The 15,604-nt window shown below is 44.3% G+C and carries 11 protein-coding genes and 1 pseudogene; 2 read left to right on the top strand and 10 right to left on the bottom strand.

Translation table 11 applies throughout. From position 1 onward, the window contains the following. The 10 genes and pseudogenes from NFS35_RS13130 to NFS35_RS13085 all read right to left on the bottom strand — a co-directional run. Positions 1–983: pseudogene (locus NFS35_RS13130) on the bottom strand (transposase); the annotation flags it as partial. A 466-nt stretch (positions 984–1,449) separates the two neighbouring features. Next, a complete protein-coding gene (rffA, locus tag NFS35_RS13125) occupies positions 1,450–2,577 on the bottom strand; it encodes a dTDP-4-amino-4,6-dideoxygalactose transaminase (RefSeq protein ID WP_251207580.1) in 1,128 nt (375 codons plus the stop codon). 21 nt (positions 2,578–2,598) lie between these two features. Beyond that, positions 2,599–4,086, bottom strand: a complete 1,488-nt coding sequence (locus NFS35_RS13120; protein ID WP_251207579.1) for a hypothetical protein — start codon at positions 4,084–4,086, stop codon at positions 2,599–2,601. 11 nt (positions 4,087–4,097) lie between these two features. Further along, a complete protein-coding gene (locus tag NFS35_RS13115; protein WP_251207578.1) occupies positions 4,098–4,967 on the bottom strand; it encodes an N-acetyltransferase in 870 nt (289 codons plus the stop codon). Between the two features lie 19 nt (positions 4,968–4,986). Beyond that, on the bottom strand, positions 4,987–6,918 hold the full coding sequence (locus tag NFS35_RS13110; protein ID WP_251207577.1) for a glycosyltransferase family 61 protein: 1,932 nt from the start codon (positions 6,916–6,918) through the stop codon (positions 4,987–4,989). A 27-nt stretch (positions 6,919–6,945) separates the two neighbouring features. After that, a complete protein-coding gene (locus tag NFS35_RS13105; RefSeq protein ID WP_251207576.1) occupies positions 6,946–8,046 on the bottom strand; it encodes a DegT/DnrJ/EryC1/StrS family aminotransferase in 1,101 nt (366 codons plus the stop codon). A 12-nt stretch (positions 8,047–8,058) separates the two neighbouring features. After that, on the bottom strand, positions 8,059–9,537 hold the full coding sequence (locus NFS35_RS13100; RefSeq protein WP_251207575.1) for a hypothetical protein: 1,479 nt from the start codon (positions 9,535–9,537) through the stop codon (positions 8,059–8,061). Beyond that, positions 9,491–9,904 (bottom strand): sugar 3,4-ketoisomerase, encoded by a 414-nt coding sequence (locus tag NFS35_RS13095; protein WP_251207574.1) that lies wholly within the window; start codon positions 9,902–9,904, stop codon positions 9,491–9,493. The genes NFS35_RS13100 and NFS35_RS13095 overlap by 47 nt, the downstream gene beginning before the upstream one ends. Further along, positions 9,901–10,635, bottom strand: coding sequence for an ABC transporter ATP-binding protein (locus tag NFS35_RS13090; RefSeq protein ID WP_251207573.1), 735 nt, complete (start codon positions 10,633–10,635; stop codon positions 9,901–9,903). The genes NFS35_RS13095 and NFS35_RS13090 overlap by 4 nt, the downstream gene beginning before the upstream one ends. 9 nt (positions 10,636–10,644) lie before the next feature. Then, entirely contained in the window at positions 10,645–11,424 is a 780-nt protein-coding gene (locus NFS35_RS13085) for an ABC transporter permease (RefSeq protein ID WP_251207572.1), read from the bottom strand. Between the two features lie 424 nt (positions 11,425–11,848). On the opposite strand from NFS35_RS13085, the gene NFS35_RS13080 reads away from it, so the two are divergent. Both NFS35_RS13080 and NFS35_RS13075 read left to right on the top strand, forming a co-directional pair. Then, on the top strand, positions 11,849–14,086 hold the full coding sequence (locus NFS35_RS13080; RefSeq protein ID WP_251207571.1) for a glycosyltransferase: 2,238 nt from the start codon (positions 11,849–11,851) through the stop codon (positions 14,084–14,086). 77 nt (positions 14,087–14,163) lie between these two features. Then, complete coding sequence (locus NFS35_RS13075) at positions 14,164–15,603, top strand: ABC transporter permease (RefSeq protein ID WP_251207570.1); 1,440 nt, start codon at positions 14,164–14,166, stop codon at positions 15,601–15,603. Position 15,604: the final 1 nt, after the last annotated feature.

Below are 15,604 nucleotides of genomic sequence, written 5' to 3'. Positions count from 1 at the left end.
GCTTTCCTTGCAGACCTGTAGGCGTAAAGATAGCGGCCTCCCTGAATTGGGCACTTCCTGTACAGGACATGGTCGTCAATGCCGGAGAGCACGCCCTCGAAAGAGAGCATGTCATTGTTGGCGATCCTGACATCGTTCCTTTTTATCGGCGTCAGGAAGTGCAGGTCAGGCCGTTCCTCCAGCTCCTTTTTGATCTGGCTGGGCGGGAATCCTTTGTCGGAGACGATGATTCCCCTGCGGATGTCGTTATCACGTATGAAAGCGGCATAGGAACTGGCATCAATGCTGTTGCCGGGGAACACTTCCGCGCAGATCGGCTCCATTTCCTCGATGTCATAGGCATAGAGCACGGAGACTTCCTGACAGCCTTTCCTCCGCGCCTTGTAGGAAAAGGCCGACAGGTCATTTGCTGTGCTGCTGTCCTGTTTGAGCGTCCCGTCAATTGCGATATGGTGGCTGGCAATGACAGCGGCGGCACGCTTCTGGTAAAAAGCTCTGCGTCTGCTGCCGTCCTGCCCGAGCTTCTGCAGGAAGGTGCAGATGGTATTCGCGGACAATGCTGCCCCCGGGTAGTGCTGGCAGACAAATGTGCGTCGATAGTGCGTTCCTATACGGTCAGCCGTGATGGATGGGCGTATGATCCTGAGCGTGGCAATTGCCATTACAGTGCATGCGTCCTTTGCGAGATAGACATCCAGAAGGTCAGCCAGGATATCGGCCGAAACGGATTTCGCAAATGCGGCTGCCCCATACGATAACATGTCCGGTCCGGATGCGGCAGTTTTTCCATTAAGGGGGATGTATGCCCCATCAAAAATATGGCCGATGACCTTTCCGTTTTTCGGCTGTGGGTTTCCGTCCCGGATGTATTTTGTCCCGGCTCTTTCGCGGACAGCATATCGGTTTGGGCCATTTTTCCCGTTGTCCACTACAACAGTATTGACAGGTCTCGGCACTTTGCGGATGTATTCTGGTATAGCCATAAAATCACCTCTAATATAGTACATCATATCATTTCCGGTACTATATTTCAAGGGATTTGAAAGACAATTTGTCAAAGATTGATGGCCTGATTTCCAGTCAGAACACACTAAACAGAGTATTAGTATACGGAATTCTATATGTAATAAAGTCCGCAAGATGGAAATCAGCAGTTTTAATGGTTCAAAAAGCAATTTCTATAGTACAGCAGATTGGGAAAGTTTTACTTAACTGTACATATATTATCGTATATCTATATCCCTACTGTTGAGTAGATAAGCCCCTTATTATGGGGCTTATCTACTCAAAAGAAAAAAGAAATTTTTTGCTGATTTAGGCTTGACTTGCATAGCTGATTTCTTTTTTATGAGACTTCTAATCTTTTCCTTTATTGCAGACTTCAGCATTCTCTGTTCTATCCATGGAATAACAAAACTCACAGGGCACAGTATGATTTCTCCAATAAAACTATTTATAAAAATCTTGTATGGCTTGTACAACTGCTCCTTGCTCTGGCTTTTTGATGTTATAATAGAGCGGAAGTCGAAGGAGTCGTTCACTCTCTTTAGTAGTATATTTGTCTTCTCCGTCAAAACGCCCATATCGCAATCCGGCTGGTGCAGAATGTAAAGGGATATAGTGGAATACTGCCAAAATACCGCGTTCCTTTAAATGGTCAATTAGCATCGTTCTTTCTTCAATATCTTTGCATTTTATATAAAACATATGTGCATTATGCTGACAGTCTTCAGGCACAAATGGTAGTTCTATTTTTCCTTTTCTTACCAATGTAGACAGTTCAGTATAATAAAATTGCCATGTATCTAATCTGTTCTGATTAATTTCAGCAGCAGCTTCTAACTGCGCATATAAATAAGCCGCATTCAGTTCACTAGGTAAATAGGAGGAGCCTTTATCTACCCATGTATATTTATCGATTTGTCCTCTGAAGAATTTGCTTCGGTTAGTGCCTTTTTCGCGGATGATTTCTGCTTGTTCAGCCAGAAGAACATCTTTTATAAGTAGAGCACCGCCTTCTCCCATCGAATAGTTTTTGGTTTCATGAAAGCTATAGCATCCAAAATCACCTAAGGTTCCTAGCGCTTTTCCTTTATAAAAACTGTATACACCTTGTGCGGCATCCTCTACCACCTTTAATTTATGTCTGGCAGCTATATCCATAATGGTATCCATTTCACAAGCTACACCAGCATAATGCACAGGTACAAGGGCTTTTGTTCGATTTGTAATAGCTCTTTCAATTAACGCTTCATTGATGTTCATGGTATCAGGCCGAATGTCCACAAAAACAATTTTAGCACCTCTCAATACAAAGGCATCTGCAGTGGAAACAAAGGTATAAGATGGCATGATTACTTCATCTCCAGGTTGAATATCACATAATAGGGCAGCCATCTCTAATGCATGTGTGCAAGATGTAGTTAATAACGCTTTTGATGTATGAGTTACTGTCTCAAGCCAATAATTGCATTTTTTCGTAAATTCGCCATCCCCACATATTTTTCCATTCTGAATGGCTTTCCTGATATTTTCGAGCTCGTTTCCTAGAAATGGCGGAACATTGAATTTAATCATAACACTACCTCACATATTTTGCTATTTTAGATTAATTAAAATACCTTGTGTATCCGTTCCCAATGCCTCATATAATGTTGCAATGTGCATCAAACATATACAAAGAAATATTATGTAAAAGAGCACAGGATAAGATATTCTATTCATCTTTCGTAAGAACTCTTTTCTGCCATTTTTTTGTATATTCATCAATACACTATGGATATTTTCCCATATAGTCCCATCACATAAAGCAAGAGACATAATGAGGCCCTGTATCTGCAAACAGGTTCGAGGCTCAATATTCATTACGAGCATAGGAACCGTTGCCCATAAAAAAGAAAACCCGATAAAAAATAAAGGAGAAAAAATCTTTTCCCAAGTTTTACATTTTGTGAGCCCTATGTATATGGAGCAAAATAATAAGGTATAAAAAATAGATAAGGGTATAAAGTTAAAACTTCCATGATCAGGACTTAATATCAGGAAAAAGCTGTTTAAAAAATTTAAAATAAAATCCATGGGATATTTCAAAAAAATATGTACATATTCTTCAACAGTTACTGCACTAATATTTACAAGATTTTCACCATAGTAGTCATGCAGAATAGCCGCATTTCTATATGAGGGAAGCGAAGAGGCATTGCCTCCTTGTCTATATGTTTCATTAAAACGAATCAGCCCTGCCTGCAGCCAGTCATCCCCTGTAGGAATCCAAGCACCCTCCTGTCTCAAAGGATTTACAATGCAACTCTCGAAATAAAAATCGATACCAACAACTAGCCCTATGCAAAGTAGAAATGGAGCAAATCGTACCAATAGCATCTGAAAGCGTTTTTTCCAATCTTGCTCAGATTTATAAGTTATCCAGAAAATAAATATTGCAATACATATTGCAGGCATAGTATACTGACCGCTCGCTGACATACATAAACCGCTCAATAATCCGGCCCATACATATCGCAATATTCCCTTTTTCTTCCTGAACAATTTTAAAGCAGCATTAATCAGTAAAACATAATACATTAAACACGGCAAATCCACCATCAATTGCGTATATGCGCAGGAGTAATATCCAAAATACCACATAGCAACAACAAATAAGAAGCGCCTATAGAGCTTTGTTTCCTGATTCGTCAAGAGCTCAATCATATTAGGAAATCCTATTGCAGCAGTATAGGCAAATGCTCCACAATAGAATATCTTTATAAAAGTCCATTCATTTACATTAAGAATTACTGAGAAATCATATAGCCAAATATAGGGATAAACCGAATTAATCCCTTTATATAAAACGTATGATCCATAGATATTTTTTGTGTGAAAACTAGTTATAGTTTTCCAAATATCTGCCGCATCTCTAGAAGAAGATATCATGCTATCTCCATGCAATGTAAATATCACATACACTACGACTGCAAAAAAGAAGCTAGCTGAAATAAGAAAATGTCGATTCATATGTGGAATTTTATGGCTGCCATATTTCTCCAGTAAAATACCACATATAAATAAGACGATTATTATGAGCATATCCTAATCTCCTATAGATTCTTTCTCCATTCATCATACCCAATCCCTTTCCACGGCATCCCTCTATCAAAGTGATATCTCCATGGATAGACATCCTCTCCCGTAGACCTGTTCTTGACATTTGCGGTATCCCCAAGTTCCCTGCCGGGATTGCCAACCACTACCTTACCTTCAGGCACATCCTTGCTGACCACAGCTCCGGCGCCAACCAGAGAATCCCTGCCAATCACCCTGCCCGGCAGCACCACGGATCCAGTGGCAACAATAGCGAATTCTTCCACAGTGACTCCCAGTATCTGATCAGAAGGGGGATTAGGATCATTGGTCAGAACCACGTAAGGATAAATCCACGCATAGTCTTTGATAACGCTTTTCATGCCGATATGGGCATTGCTGTGTATGCTGATATAGTTCCCAATCTGGCAGTCGCCCTGTATATCCGACAGTGTCCCAATACGCACATTTTGGCCGATATGGCTTTTTTCCCGAATCGTAACACGATGGCCTGTCTGAAAATTATCTCCGATGACATTTTCCCCATAGATGATAGTCTCGCTCCGGATGATTGCATTGTTTCCGATTACAGTCTGATGGTGCTGTATATCCCTGGCCTCAATAAAATCCATCAGATATTCGCCCAATATGCAGTGCGCCCCTACAAACGCATTTTCTCCGAGGATTACATTCTCGCGGACTATGACACCGAAATCCAGATAAGAACCGGCTCCAATCTGACTGCCGGAGCACAGGAAAGTCCCATCCTGTATTTTTGTCCTTGCTCCAATCGCTACATTATCCTGTATGCGTACGTTATTGCCTATGATGATATCTTCCGGAAGCGTTACACTTTCTGCTATGATGCAATTTTTTCCAATTGTCATATTGTTTCCTTTCTACTGATTATTTAGGTTTGTTATTGATAGCCTCTATATATCTTGAGACATAGCTCTTGTCCAAGATGAAAGTATCCGCTGCAGGGTAAGGAGTTCTTTCGATAATCTCCGCATCCAAAAAGAGCATACGAAGTCCCAACATATATGCAATCGTAGAATACATGAAAAATCCGTGTTCGGAGGGAATGATGCATCCAATCAGGGTTCCCGGTTGACAGAAGATTATGTTGGTAAGGGCTGCTCCGGATGTCGCTATAACACATTTCGCCTGCCCGAAGCATTCTACCTGCTGCCGGAACGACAACTCTTCCGTATATACAATCTCAAAACCATTCTGTGCAAACATCTCCCTGACCTCTCGCTCATTTTTCAGCCGGATTGCCTGTGCTTTTTTCCGGGATATGAACATATTCCTCCAGGCAGGCCGTTCCTGCCAGACGCCAACTGCTTTCCGGATGTTCTGAAGGACTGTATCCGAAATCATGAAATCCGACACCCGTATTTGATTACGGCTATATACATTGGTAGGCATCCAAACATTAGAAGAAGGCAGTACCAGGTCTTTTACCAGATACTTTTTGCTTTTTTCTATCTTGATGACGGGATGCCCCAGGTGGTTAATGCATTCCATAGCCGCTTGAAACTGAGGGATCCGAAGCACTATTTCGTCCACCAGGATGGGATAGTCCCGATAGTCTTCACAGGTGTCAACGAATGCAAGCCTGGAAAGAATTTCCACGACCAAATGATAATAGTTAAAGGAGGCGGCGCTCACGAGATTGATTCCTTTCTCGATTTCTTCTGTCACATCCTGATTCTCTATGACAGCGATGCCATCCAGCACATTTTTTATGGAAGAATAGCGGATATCAATCCGATGCTCCTTATCCTGATATGCTGCATCATTCAGCAGAGTTTTATCTGCCAATATGACATTGCTGCCACCAATCAGGGAAACGTTCTGAATCTTCGCCACATATATGTCAGGGGAATGAAAGTTCCCGATTTCCGCTTCATTCCTTTCAAAATACGGAGGGATACATACCGACCGTTCTTTCCCGGTTTCAATCACCCGATAGCAGCATTGTTCTTTATGACATTTTACATATTCCTCAACTCCCAGAATTTGTACACAGCTTATCCGCTCAACGGATTGGTTCGTGTATCCCCGTAGAAATACAAAGAACAAATCCATATAGGCGTTACGGCACATAGACTGGTATAACTTCCTGCTTTTAGGATAATAAAAATGCCAATATCCCTTTTGCAAAAGTCCTCTATGATACCAATAGGCTTTTTGCAAAAGCCCTCTGAAAAACCAATAAGCCTTTTGGTAGAGCCCTCTGAAGAACCAGTATGCCTTTTGGCAGAGTTTTCTACAGAACCAATAAAGCCTTTCGAGCCATACCCTACAAAACCAATAGCCCCTTTGGAATAATCCCCTGGAGACCCAATATATCCTGCGGTAGATACTGTGTAGTCCCCAATATGCTTTCTGGAAAATAACCAGCAGCTTCCAATAGACCTTTGTTCCCAAAATTCCGACCGCATATATCGCCCGCAGAATCCACGCAATCCTCGTATCGCGGCATTTGTCCCTCAGCTTATTGATTATGGGAGTATAATCCTTTAACTTCCTTGCTTTTCTGGGCCGCCTTTCCCGAAGTTCCTCCCTTAATTTGCGCCGCTCCAGCCGAAGCCGCCTTTTCTCGTCTTTCCTTTCTTTACGGTATGTTTGTCTTTCCTTGCGCCGTATCCGCTTTTCTTCGTGAAGCATTTCCCTTTGCAGTCGTCTCTCTTTTCTTCTCTGCCTGTTTCTGGAAAATAACGCGGTGGCACGGTGCAGCAACCGTCCCAGCAGGACGAAAGGAGCCGCAATGATTTTCGCAGCAATGCTGCAGATAAATGCAATCGCCCTGATTAATACAATTTTTCTCATTCCCAGCTGCCTCTCGCGTTTATATCGTTATGCCCGATAGCAGTTCAGGACATCGATAATATAATCCGTTTCCTCCTGTGCCATGCCGGGATACAGAGGGATGCTGACTTCTTCTGCACAGATTCTTGCGGTAACCGGATATTCCGTTATGCTGTCAGCCAATTCCTGATAGGCCCCCTGCAAAGGAATAGGGGTAGGATAATGTATATTGGTATGAATGCCTCTGGCTTCGAGATAGGCAATCAGCTTCTCCCTTTCAGAACACAGCAAGGGATAGATATGGAACACATGTCCATCCCTGTCAGATATCTGCGGAAGTGTGAATAATGGATTGTGTATGCCTGCATTATACTTTTCCGCAATATTTTTCCGTTCCTCATTCCATTCTTTCAGATGGGGGAGTTTAACGGACAGCAATGCCGCCTGAATCTCGTCCAATCTGGAGTTGCAGCCTTTGAATTCATGGCAGTATTTTTGATAAGAACCATAATTGCAGACGGCTCTTACCCTTTGTGCCAGCTCTTCGTCATTGGTAGTGACGGCGCCGCCATCGCCCAAAGCGCCCAGATTTTTTCCCGGATAGAAACTGAATGCTGCGGCATCTCCCAGATTGCCGGTACATATCCCTTTATACAAGGCGCCATGAGCCTGCGCTGAATCCTCGATTACTTTCAGCCCATATTTGTGGGCCAGATTCAGCACAGGAGCCATTTCCACCGCTCGGCCATACAAATGGACCACAATGATGGCTTTTGTATGTGAGGTGATTTTTTCTTCGATTTTTTCAAGGCCGATATTATAAGTAGCAGAATCTGCATCTACCAGAACAGGAGTTGCGCCGACATAACTTATGGCCAGCACCGTAGCAATAAAAGTATTAGCCGGGACAATCACCTCGTCGCCCGCACCGATGCCATAAGCCTGCAGGATTACCCGGATGGCATCCAGACCATTTCCGACGCCAACGCAATACTTTGCTCCACAGAATGCTGCAAAATTTTCTTCAAATTTCGTACATTCTTTTCCCTGAACGAACCACTCCTGATCCAAAACCTCTCTGAATTTCTCCGATAATTCCTCTTTCAAGAAATCATGCATAGGCGCTAAATTAAGATATGGGATTTCCATTTCTGCCTCCTGTTATTTGATTAGTTTTTGGAACATTGCCTCCAACATTCCTGAAACATATTTCAGTGGAAAGAATCGGAACATATATAGTCCGTGCCTTCTGAAAAAAAGCCGTCTGTATTTAAATCCTTGTATATTCTCCAGTGGCAAAATCTGAAAACCATCAAAGGCAATCATTTTGTCTTTGGGTACCCGAACAGATTTGCCTGTTTGGAGAATATGTTGCAATTCCTGTTCAAATTGGAGTTCATCTATCAGGAAACGCCTTAGGTTCTGTTCCCTTTCCAGACGATAGGAATCATTTTCCAGTAACCTTTTTACTTCTTCCAGGCATTCTTGCATCGTGGCATAGTTCCAACAGCTTTCCTCGTGACAGAGGGTCAGTTCACTTTCGATTCCTGGATGTATCCATGTAACAGGTATTTTCCCTGCCAACAGGGCATATTGTGTCATTAAGCCGCCATTGTATGGATAAGTAGACAGATACAGGGTACAGTGTTTCATGATTTCGAAGAAATCTCTTCGTTCTGGCGCACATGCTACTCGTCCCGGATATCTATGCTGTAGCTTCCTAAGTCTGCGAGTATCTCCGTTTCCTAAATACAGAAAATTTACATGACTGCAAGTATCTAAAATCGACTCTACCAGTCGGTAATAGCCATTATCCTGACTTTCTGTCTTATATAGGGCTCCGCCAGAGAAAATCAGTTTATCGGACAAATTTTGAAAAGGAAGTCCCTCAAACACCGAATCTGTCTTTTTGGGGTAATAGGGTAGATATAATAACCGTTCTGGCTGGAAGCCTCTTCTTTCCATACAGACTTTCCAGCCAAACTCACGGAAATTGATTACCATATCCGCAATATTCGTCCCAAGCCAGAAAGCATGATCTGTCAAATTAATCAGATAACGCTTTAAGGTAGTGGGGCAATGTGAAAAACCTCCTACTGCCACTACATCGTCTGGCCCCAGATGCAGAAAGACTGCATGGGCCTGCGAGTCTGCCAAAAGCATATTCAATTGCTTTATCTGTTCCAGATAAGTGGTGCCAGTGATGTACCATACATTTGCTTCTCCCACAATATCTGCGGCAACAGCATGTACATGCTGATTGGCCTCATAGGTAATGTATTTTACCTGATAGCCCAAATGCACCAGTGCATTCATATATATATAGGTAAGGCCTCTTCCAATCTGGCCTAGTCCGTCATAATATATGATGGTATTGCCTGCAGGAGCCTGCCAGTCAGTCGGAATGAGATTTTGCGCCACGATTTCGCAGACCAAATCTTCCAACTCCCTGTCACACTGTATCTGGTTCATGGTATACATAAAACCACTGGCAATAAAAATTGTCTGTAAGGAAAGCTCCCATTGCCTCTGCTGGTAAAATTTCCGGGCAATCCGTTTCATTTTGGCGTAATCAGCGATGACGTGTGAACAGTTATTTTTCATGGCCACCATTGCTGACAAATTGTAAGAATCGGTCATAATCCCTGATATAGTCCGATTCATCATAAATTTCCGAGGCAAGTACTAGCAAAACAGCATCCGAGGAAAAATCGTACATTTCACGCCAGATATAATTTTGGATAAATATCCCTTCATAGGGCTTGTCCAAAATGACAATTTCTTTTTCTTGTCCATTATCCAGCAATACCTTACAGGAACCATGTATGCAAATCAGTAATTGCTTCAATGACTTATGTGCATGAAAACCTCTGTGTACTCCAGCCAGAGTATCATAAATGTAGTAGACCCTTTTGATATCAAATGGTATTTCCTTTTTTTCTTCTAATGCAACAAGCTGCCCTCTGGCATCTCCATGCTGTTGTGCATAAAAACGCTCTACTTTCACGGTGTACCTCCTCGCATGTATTTCTTATATTGGGCCAATACTTCGGAAGAAAGCCCTAAAGCTTTCGTTTCTCCATCATGAATCCAGAGAACCTCATCACAAAGTTCTTCTAAGATTGCAAGATTGTGGGACACGATTACGACTGTATGGTTCTTATCCTGTATCAGCTGCTTCATCCGATAATAGCTTTTTGCCGCAAACTTTTCATCGCCTACACTCAGGACCTCATCGACCAAAAGGATATCTGTATTCAACTCTGTGGCCAGCGAAAACGCCAACTTTGAATACATACCGCTGGAGTAGGTACTTACAGGCCTGTCTATAAAATCACCGATTTCGGCAAACGCAATAATTTGATCCATCCTTGAGATGACTTCTTCTTTTGAAAAACCGGTCAGCATTCCGGATAAAATAACATTTTCTCTGCCAGTCAGCAGATAATTGAATCCGACTCCGATTGAGAGCAGGGAAACTTTATTCCCAAAAAGATCAATATTTCCCTGATCTACCGAAAAAATGCCCCCAATGGCTCGTAAAAGGGTTGATTTCCCGCTTCCATTCCGTCCTACTATGCCAAGTATCCGTCCTTTTTTAAGTTCAAAGTCAATTCCCCTAAGTGCCTGAAATTTATCCTGTCCTATGTTTTTGTGAAAAAGGTTCTTTATCGAAATACCTTTGTGGGTATAGTAAGACAGAGATACATTGCTGACTTTAATGGCATATTCTGACATTTCCCACCTCTACATAATCTTCACGTAATTGTTTTCATTCTTATAAATGACATGTATTCCAATTGCTGATAAGATAAGAGCAATGCCGAACCATGCGACCAAAAGCGGCAAATCCGGGGCAGAGGAGTACATGACGGCCTTTCTGGTAGATGTAAGCAGGAAAGCCACTGGATTACCCACGCCCAACGCTGTGCAGAACGGCTCGGGGACTCGGTTTTCAATGGAAAAGAAAATTCCCGTAAAATACATCATCATATTAAGGAAGATAGTGATGACGTGAGCCAAATCATCTATATAGACTCCACCATGCAAGAGCAAGGTTCCGAAACCGAAAGTTACAAGCACAAAAACTGCCATAATCGGGAATACCCATAAAAGATGTAAGGAAACCGGGACTTGGAAAATAATCATCATTATAGCGGTTAATCCAAAAGAAACTAACATCTTAAAGGCGTTCACCAGCATTTCTATAATCAGTAATATGAATTTGGGGATATATACTTTGGCTATAATAGTCTCATTTGCTCGAATCATTGTTACACTGGCTGATATAGTCTTGCTGAAAAAGGCCCACATCGTGTTGCCGATGAAAATATAAACAGGAAAATACTGTTCCCCTGATTCGAATATATATCCAAAGATAATGGTATATATAAGCATAAAGAAAAAGGGTTCTAGCACCCACCATATCCAATTTAAATAGGAATTCGCCACTTCTGCTTTTAAACGTGATTTTGCAGAATACAGCATATATCCCCAGTATTTCTTTATATCATTTATAGCTCGCATATACTGCCATCCTTGCTGGTGTGAGGATTTTACTGCCTTTTGCCGGGACAGTAGATTGAAGATAACCCGCGATTATCATGCATTCATTAACGGCTACATACCAAGTATACCCCGTTAATCAATTTAATTTCACCTTCATGGCTGCGAAATTTGACCTTTCAGCTTCTCTTTCAAACAACCATTATACCAAATGATACAATACATGGGTAATATTTTCAAGTAGAAATTGCTTTTTTTCAGATTTTTCCATTAAAAACCAAAAACTACATTTGTAGGCAGCGCCTGCAAGCGCGGATAATCGCGGGTTATCGGTACTTGGATCCCGGGGCGAAGCGACTGCCTTGGCAAGGGCTCAAGTACCGGTAACCCATGGATATCAGTCAGCACCATCTCAATGAGCGAATTTTGCAGAGCGGAAAGCGGAGTGACAAAGATAGGGAACAACAAGTGGCTCAGGAAAATCTATCGGTCAATGGAAAGCGGCAGAGCGAGGAAACTGTATCTAAGAGCCGACTCCGTTGCCCGGAAATATGGCGGAGCCCTGTACGGCAGGACAATCAAACGTCTCAAACATTATGTAAGGGACGCGGCAGCCGTTCAAGACGGCGCTGCAGAAAATGGCGACTCCGGAAGCTTGCGCTGGAATTACGAAAAGAAGACGAGGGCTGCCATGGCTCCCCTGGTCAGCGTCATCCTGCCAGTGACCGCCCATAGCGGCCAGTTGAAAGAATGCCTGGAGTGCGCATGCAATCAGTCATACCCGAATATCGAGATTCTCATACTAGAATATGGACTGGCGGAAGAAGACAGCAGGGCCATTGCGGAATATATCCAGTCCGTCTCCATAGGAGCAACTATTCTATCCTGCGAAAGCGCGCCGGGAGCACTGGCACAGTGGAACGAGGGCCTGAGAACGGCCAAAGGCTCTTATCTCTGGTTCGTTGACCGCCAGTATCATTATGGCAAAGACTTCCTGCGGGATGCTCTGGCAATGTTTTCATATGGCTCTGTCAGGGCAGTGTTTGCCGGGTGCGTGGGCTCTTTGGATACGTGCTGTAAGGCAGAAAGCCAGGAATCCTATTCTTGCGGCTTGGCTGGCCTCGGAGGAAAGAGGCCTTTTTATATGACGGCACATGACATGGTTCACTATGGTGTCGCGTTGTGGAGCAGGGTTCCATCTCTTGGTAGGGTTGTATTCAAAAACAGGAGGCCAATGGCTCATGAAACCGTAGAAGCTTACAGCGACATGGAAGTATATGCAGCCTGGATTTTCATCCTCTATATGATTCGAGGCGGAGTGGTCGGCTATTACAAAGCGATTATCGCCCGCCGTTTTGCGGAGGCAAGGAGCAACGTGCCTTCCGGAATGGAGGAGGCATCTTATTATAAGGAAATGGAAAGTGTCTCCAGCTACATTGCCAGGCACTATAAGGTCGAGGACGGATATTATGAGTCGGTTCTCCAATACCTGGAAGGGCGATGGGGAAAGGGAGAAGAGAAGGACGAGGCAGCCATCCGGCAGCATTATTGTCCAGAGCGGATACTGGCTGGGAAGAAGGAACGGAGGCCCAATGTGCTGCTGGCCTGCTATGCGTTGAGGTCGGGCGGAGGTGAAGTCTACCCCATCCATCTTGCCAATGAATTATGCAGACAGGGTCTTGCTGTTACGCTGGTGAACTTCAATATCGAGGAAGAAGAGGAGGGAATTCGTCAGCTCATAGATAATGATATACCTGTAGTCACTATAAGAAGCAGGGATTACTTAAAACAAATCGTGACTCATCTCGGAGGGGAAATCATCCATTCCCATTGTGCCAGCGTAGATGAAGTCATCGCACAGTGGCGGAAACGTGATTGCGGATTTTGCCATCATGTCATAACCTTGCATGGCATGTACGAAGCTATGGAGAGAGAAGACTGCGACAGGGTGATTGCGGACACCTGGGAAAGCGGTGCTGCATATATCTATATCGCGGATAAGAACCTGGAATGTTTCCGGCACCGCGGCCATGATACTGGCGGGGGGAGGTTTGCCAAGATACCCAACGGCCTGCCAGCCATAACCGTTACGCCCATGCGGCGGGATGCCTTGGGGATTCCCGGGGATGCTTTTGTCCTCGTGACTGCGGGCAGGGGAATCCCTGAAAAGGGCTGGAAAGAAGCAGTTAGAGCAGTGGCGGCCACTGATGGGCGCTGCAGCAGGCCGGTGCACCTGGTGGTCGTGGGGGATGGCGAAACTCGAGCAGGACTGGAGAAAGATGCCCCTGCCAATGTACATTTCGTGGGGTTCCGCCCGAACGTCAGGGATTACTTTGCCATGGCAGATGTGGGGCTGGTGCCCACATATTTCAAAGGAGAGAGCTATCCTCTGGTGGTCATCGAATGCCTGATGACAGGTACCCCGATAATCGCCACGGACATCGCAGAGGTCAGGAACCAGCTCAAGGACGAAAACGAGGATTTGGCTGGTATCCTGCTGCCGTTGCGTGATGGAAAAATAGATGAAACGGACATCTGTACAGCGATTATAAAACTGGTAGATGACCATGAGGCATACATGTGCCTAAAGAGAAGAACCTATAGTGCATGCCGGAAATTTAATATGTCTGGCATAGCGGATAAGCATCTGCGCCTTTACCAGGAGATGCTGGCGACACCTTGATAGGAATTGCCGTTAGCTTGGTGCGGAACAGACGCGGAGAGGGAAACCCGAGGCGGCAATACCCTTTGGAGAATGACATGGAACAAAAAAAGCTGAACTATTTTATCATATATGCGAAGTCGCTGGCGATGCTCCTGCTTTTGCTGCTCATCTTCTACTGGGCGGCCGGGGAGCAGCTGTTCTACCGGGAATCCGCAGGCAACCGTGATGGCGGCTACGGCAACTGCATTACGGGGGAACTAGCGGATGGGATATGGATTGACCAGTATTTTGATGCGCAGACGGACAAGGTAGAATCCGTTGGTGTCCTTCTGACATCTAACGGCAAGGAGATTCATTCCGATGTGCAGATTACGCTGACCGACATGACTACAGGCATGGATTTGGCGAGCGAGATAGTTTCCGCTGATGCCATTGCGGTAAATGAATATCACTATCTGGAATTTGAGGAAGGAGTCATGGGGCTGCGTGGGCACAGGCTCAAGCTGTCAGTCTGCTCCAAGGATGGAGAAGCAGGGCACTCGGCAGTGGCTGTATATGATAACTCTGTCCTTTCGAATGGTGGTGAGTTCTTTATCAACGGCGTAGCAGTAGAGGGCACCTTGAGCTACAGCATTCAGGGAATGGACGATGTCTGGACAGGACATGCCTATCCGTTCCTGGCAATGGGGCTGGTTCTGCTCCTTTCAGCGTTATATTGGTTCTGCGCGCATCGGTTCAGGGCCGGAAAGCGGGAGCCTGTATTCATGACTTTCTTCTTATTAAAGAGATATGAATTTCTGATTAAGCAGATTGTAAGGCGGGATTTCAAGGTGAAGTACAAGCGATCTGTGCTGGGCATGCTCTGGAGCCTCCTGAACCCGCTCCTTACGATGGTAGTGCAGTACGTGGTATTCTCTAAGCTATTCCGGGCGAATATCGAGAACTATCCTGTCTATCTGCTGTCAGGAACAGTCATATTCAGTTTCTTTACGGAATCGGCAGGGTTGGCGCTTACGTCTATCATAGCGAACGCCGCGCTTATTACCAAAGTGTATGTACCAAAGTATATCTATCCGGTAACGAAAGTGCTCTCGTCATTGATTAACTTACTTCTTTCTATGGTGCCGCTGTTCTTCATGATGATGTTCACAGGGGAGAAAGTGACGAAAGCGTTCTTGTTGCTCCCGCTGATTCTATTGTGCGTTCTGGTATTCACGATTGGAATCGGCATGTTGCTGTCTGCGCTGATGGTCTTCTTCAGGGATATGCAGTTCTTATGGAACATTATCAGTATGTTGTGGGCATATCTTACCCCACTCTTCTACCCGGAGAGCATCATTCCCGAACAGTACAAATTCCTGCATACCTTTAACCCTATGTACTATTACGTGAAAGCATTTCGGACAATCGTGATGGAGGGCATCTCTCCGGAGCCAAAGATGTATGCACTGTGTGCACTGATGGCATTCCTGTCACTGGCTGTCGGCGCGGCTGTGTTCAAGAAGACGCAGGATAGATTTGCCTTGAATATATGAT

The organism is Acetatifactor aquisgranensis, assembly GCF_943193215.1.
GTDB classification, from domain to species: Bacteria; Bacillota; Clostridia; order Lachnospirales; family Lachnospiraceae; genus Acetatifactor; species Acetatifactor aquisgranensis.
This window is presented reverse-complemented; position numbering and strand designations above follow the sequence as displayed.

Coding starts and splice junctions, on each gene's coding strand:
- rffA (WP_251207580.1), bottom strand. CDS start 2,577: ATGATTAAATTCAATGTTCCGCCATTTCTAGGAAACGAGCTCGAAAAT.
- NFS35_RS13120 (WP_251207579.1), bottom strand. CDS start 4,086: ATGCTCATAATAATCGTCTTATTTATATGTGGTATTTTACTGGAGAAA.
- NFS35_RS13115 (WP_251207578.1), bottom strand. CDS start 4,967: ATGACAATTGGAAAAAATTGCATCATAGCAGAAAGTGTAACGCTTCCG.
- NFS35_RS13110 (WP_251207577.1), bottom strand. CDS start 6,918: ATGAGAAAAATTGTATTAATCAGGGCGATTGCATTTATCTGCAGCATT.
- NFS35_RS13105 (WP_251207576.1), bottom strand. CDS start 8,046: ATGGAAATCCCATATCTTAATTTAGCGCCTATGCATGATTTCTTGAAA.
- NFS35_RS13100 (WP_251207575.1), bottom strand. CDS start 9,537: ATGACCGATTCTTACAATTTGTCAGCAATGGTGGCCATGAAAAATAAC.
- NFS35_RS13090 (WP_251207573.1), bottom strand. CDS start 10,635: ATGTCAGAATATGCCATTAAAGTCAGCAATGTATCTCTGTCTTACTAT.
- NFS35_RS13085 (WP_251207572.1), bottom strand. CDS start 11,424: ATGCGAGCTATAAATGATATAAAGAAATACTGGGGATATATGCTGTAT.
- NFS35_RS13075 (WP_251207570.1), top strand. CDS start 14,164: ATGGAACAAAAAAAGCTGAACTATTTTATCATATATGCGAAGTCGCTG.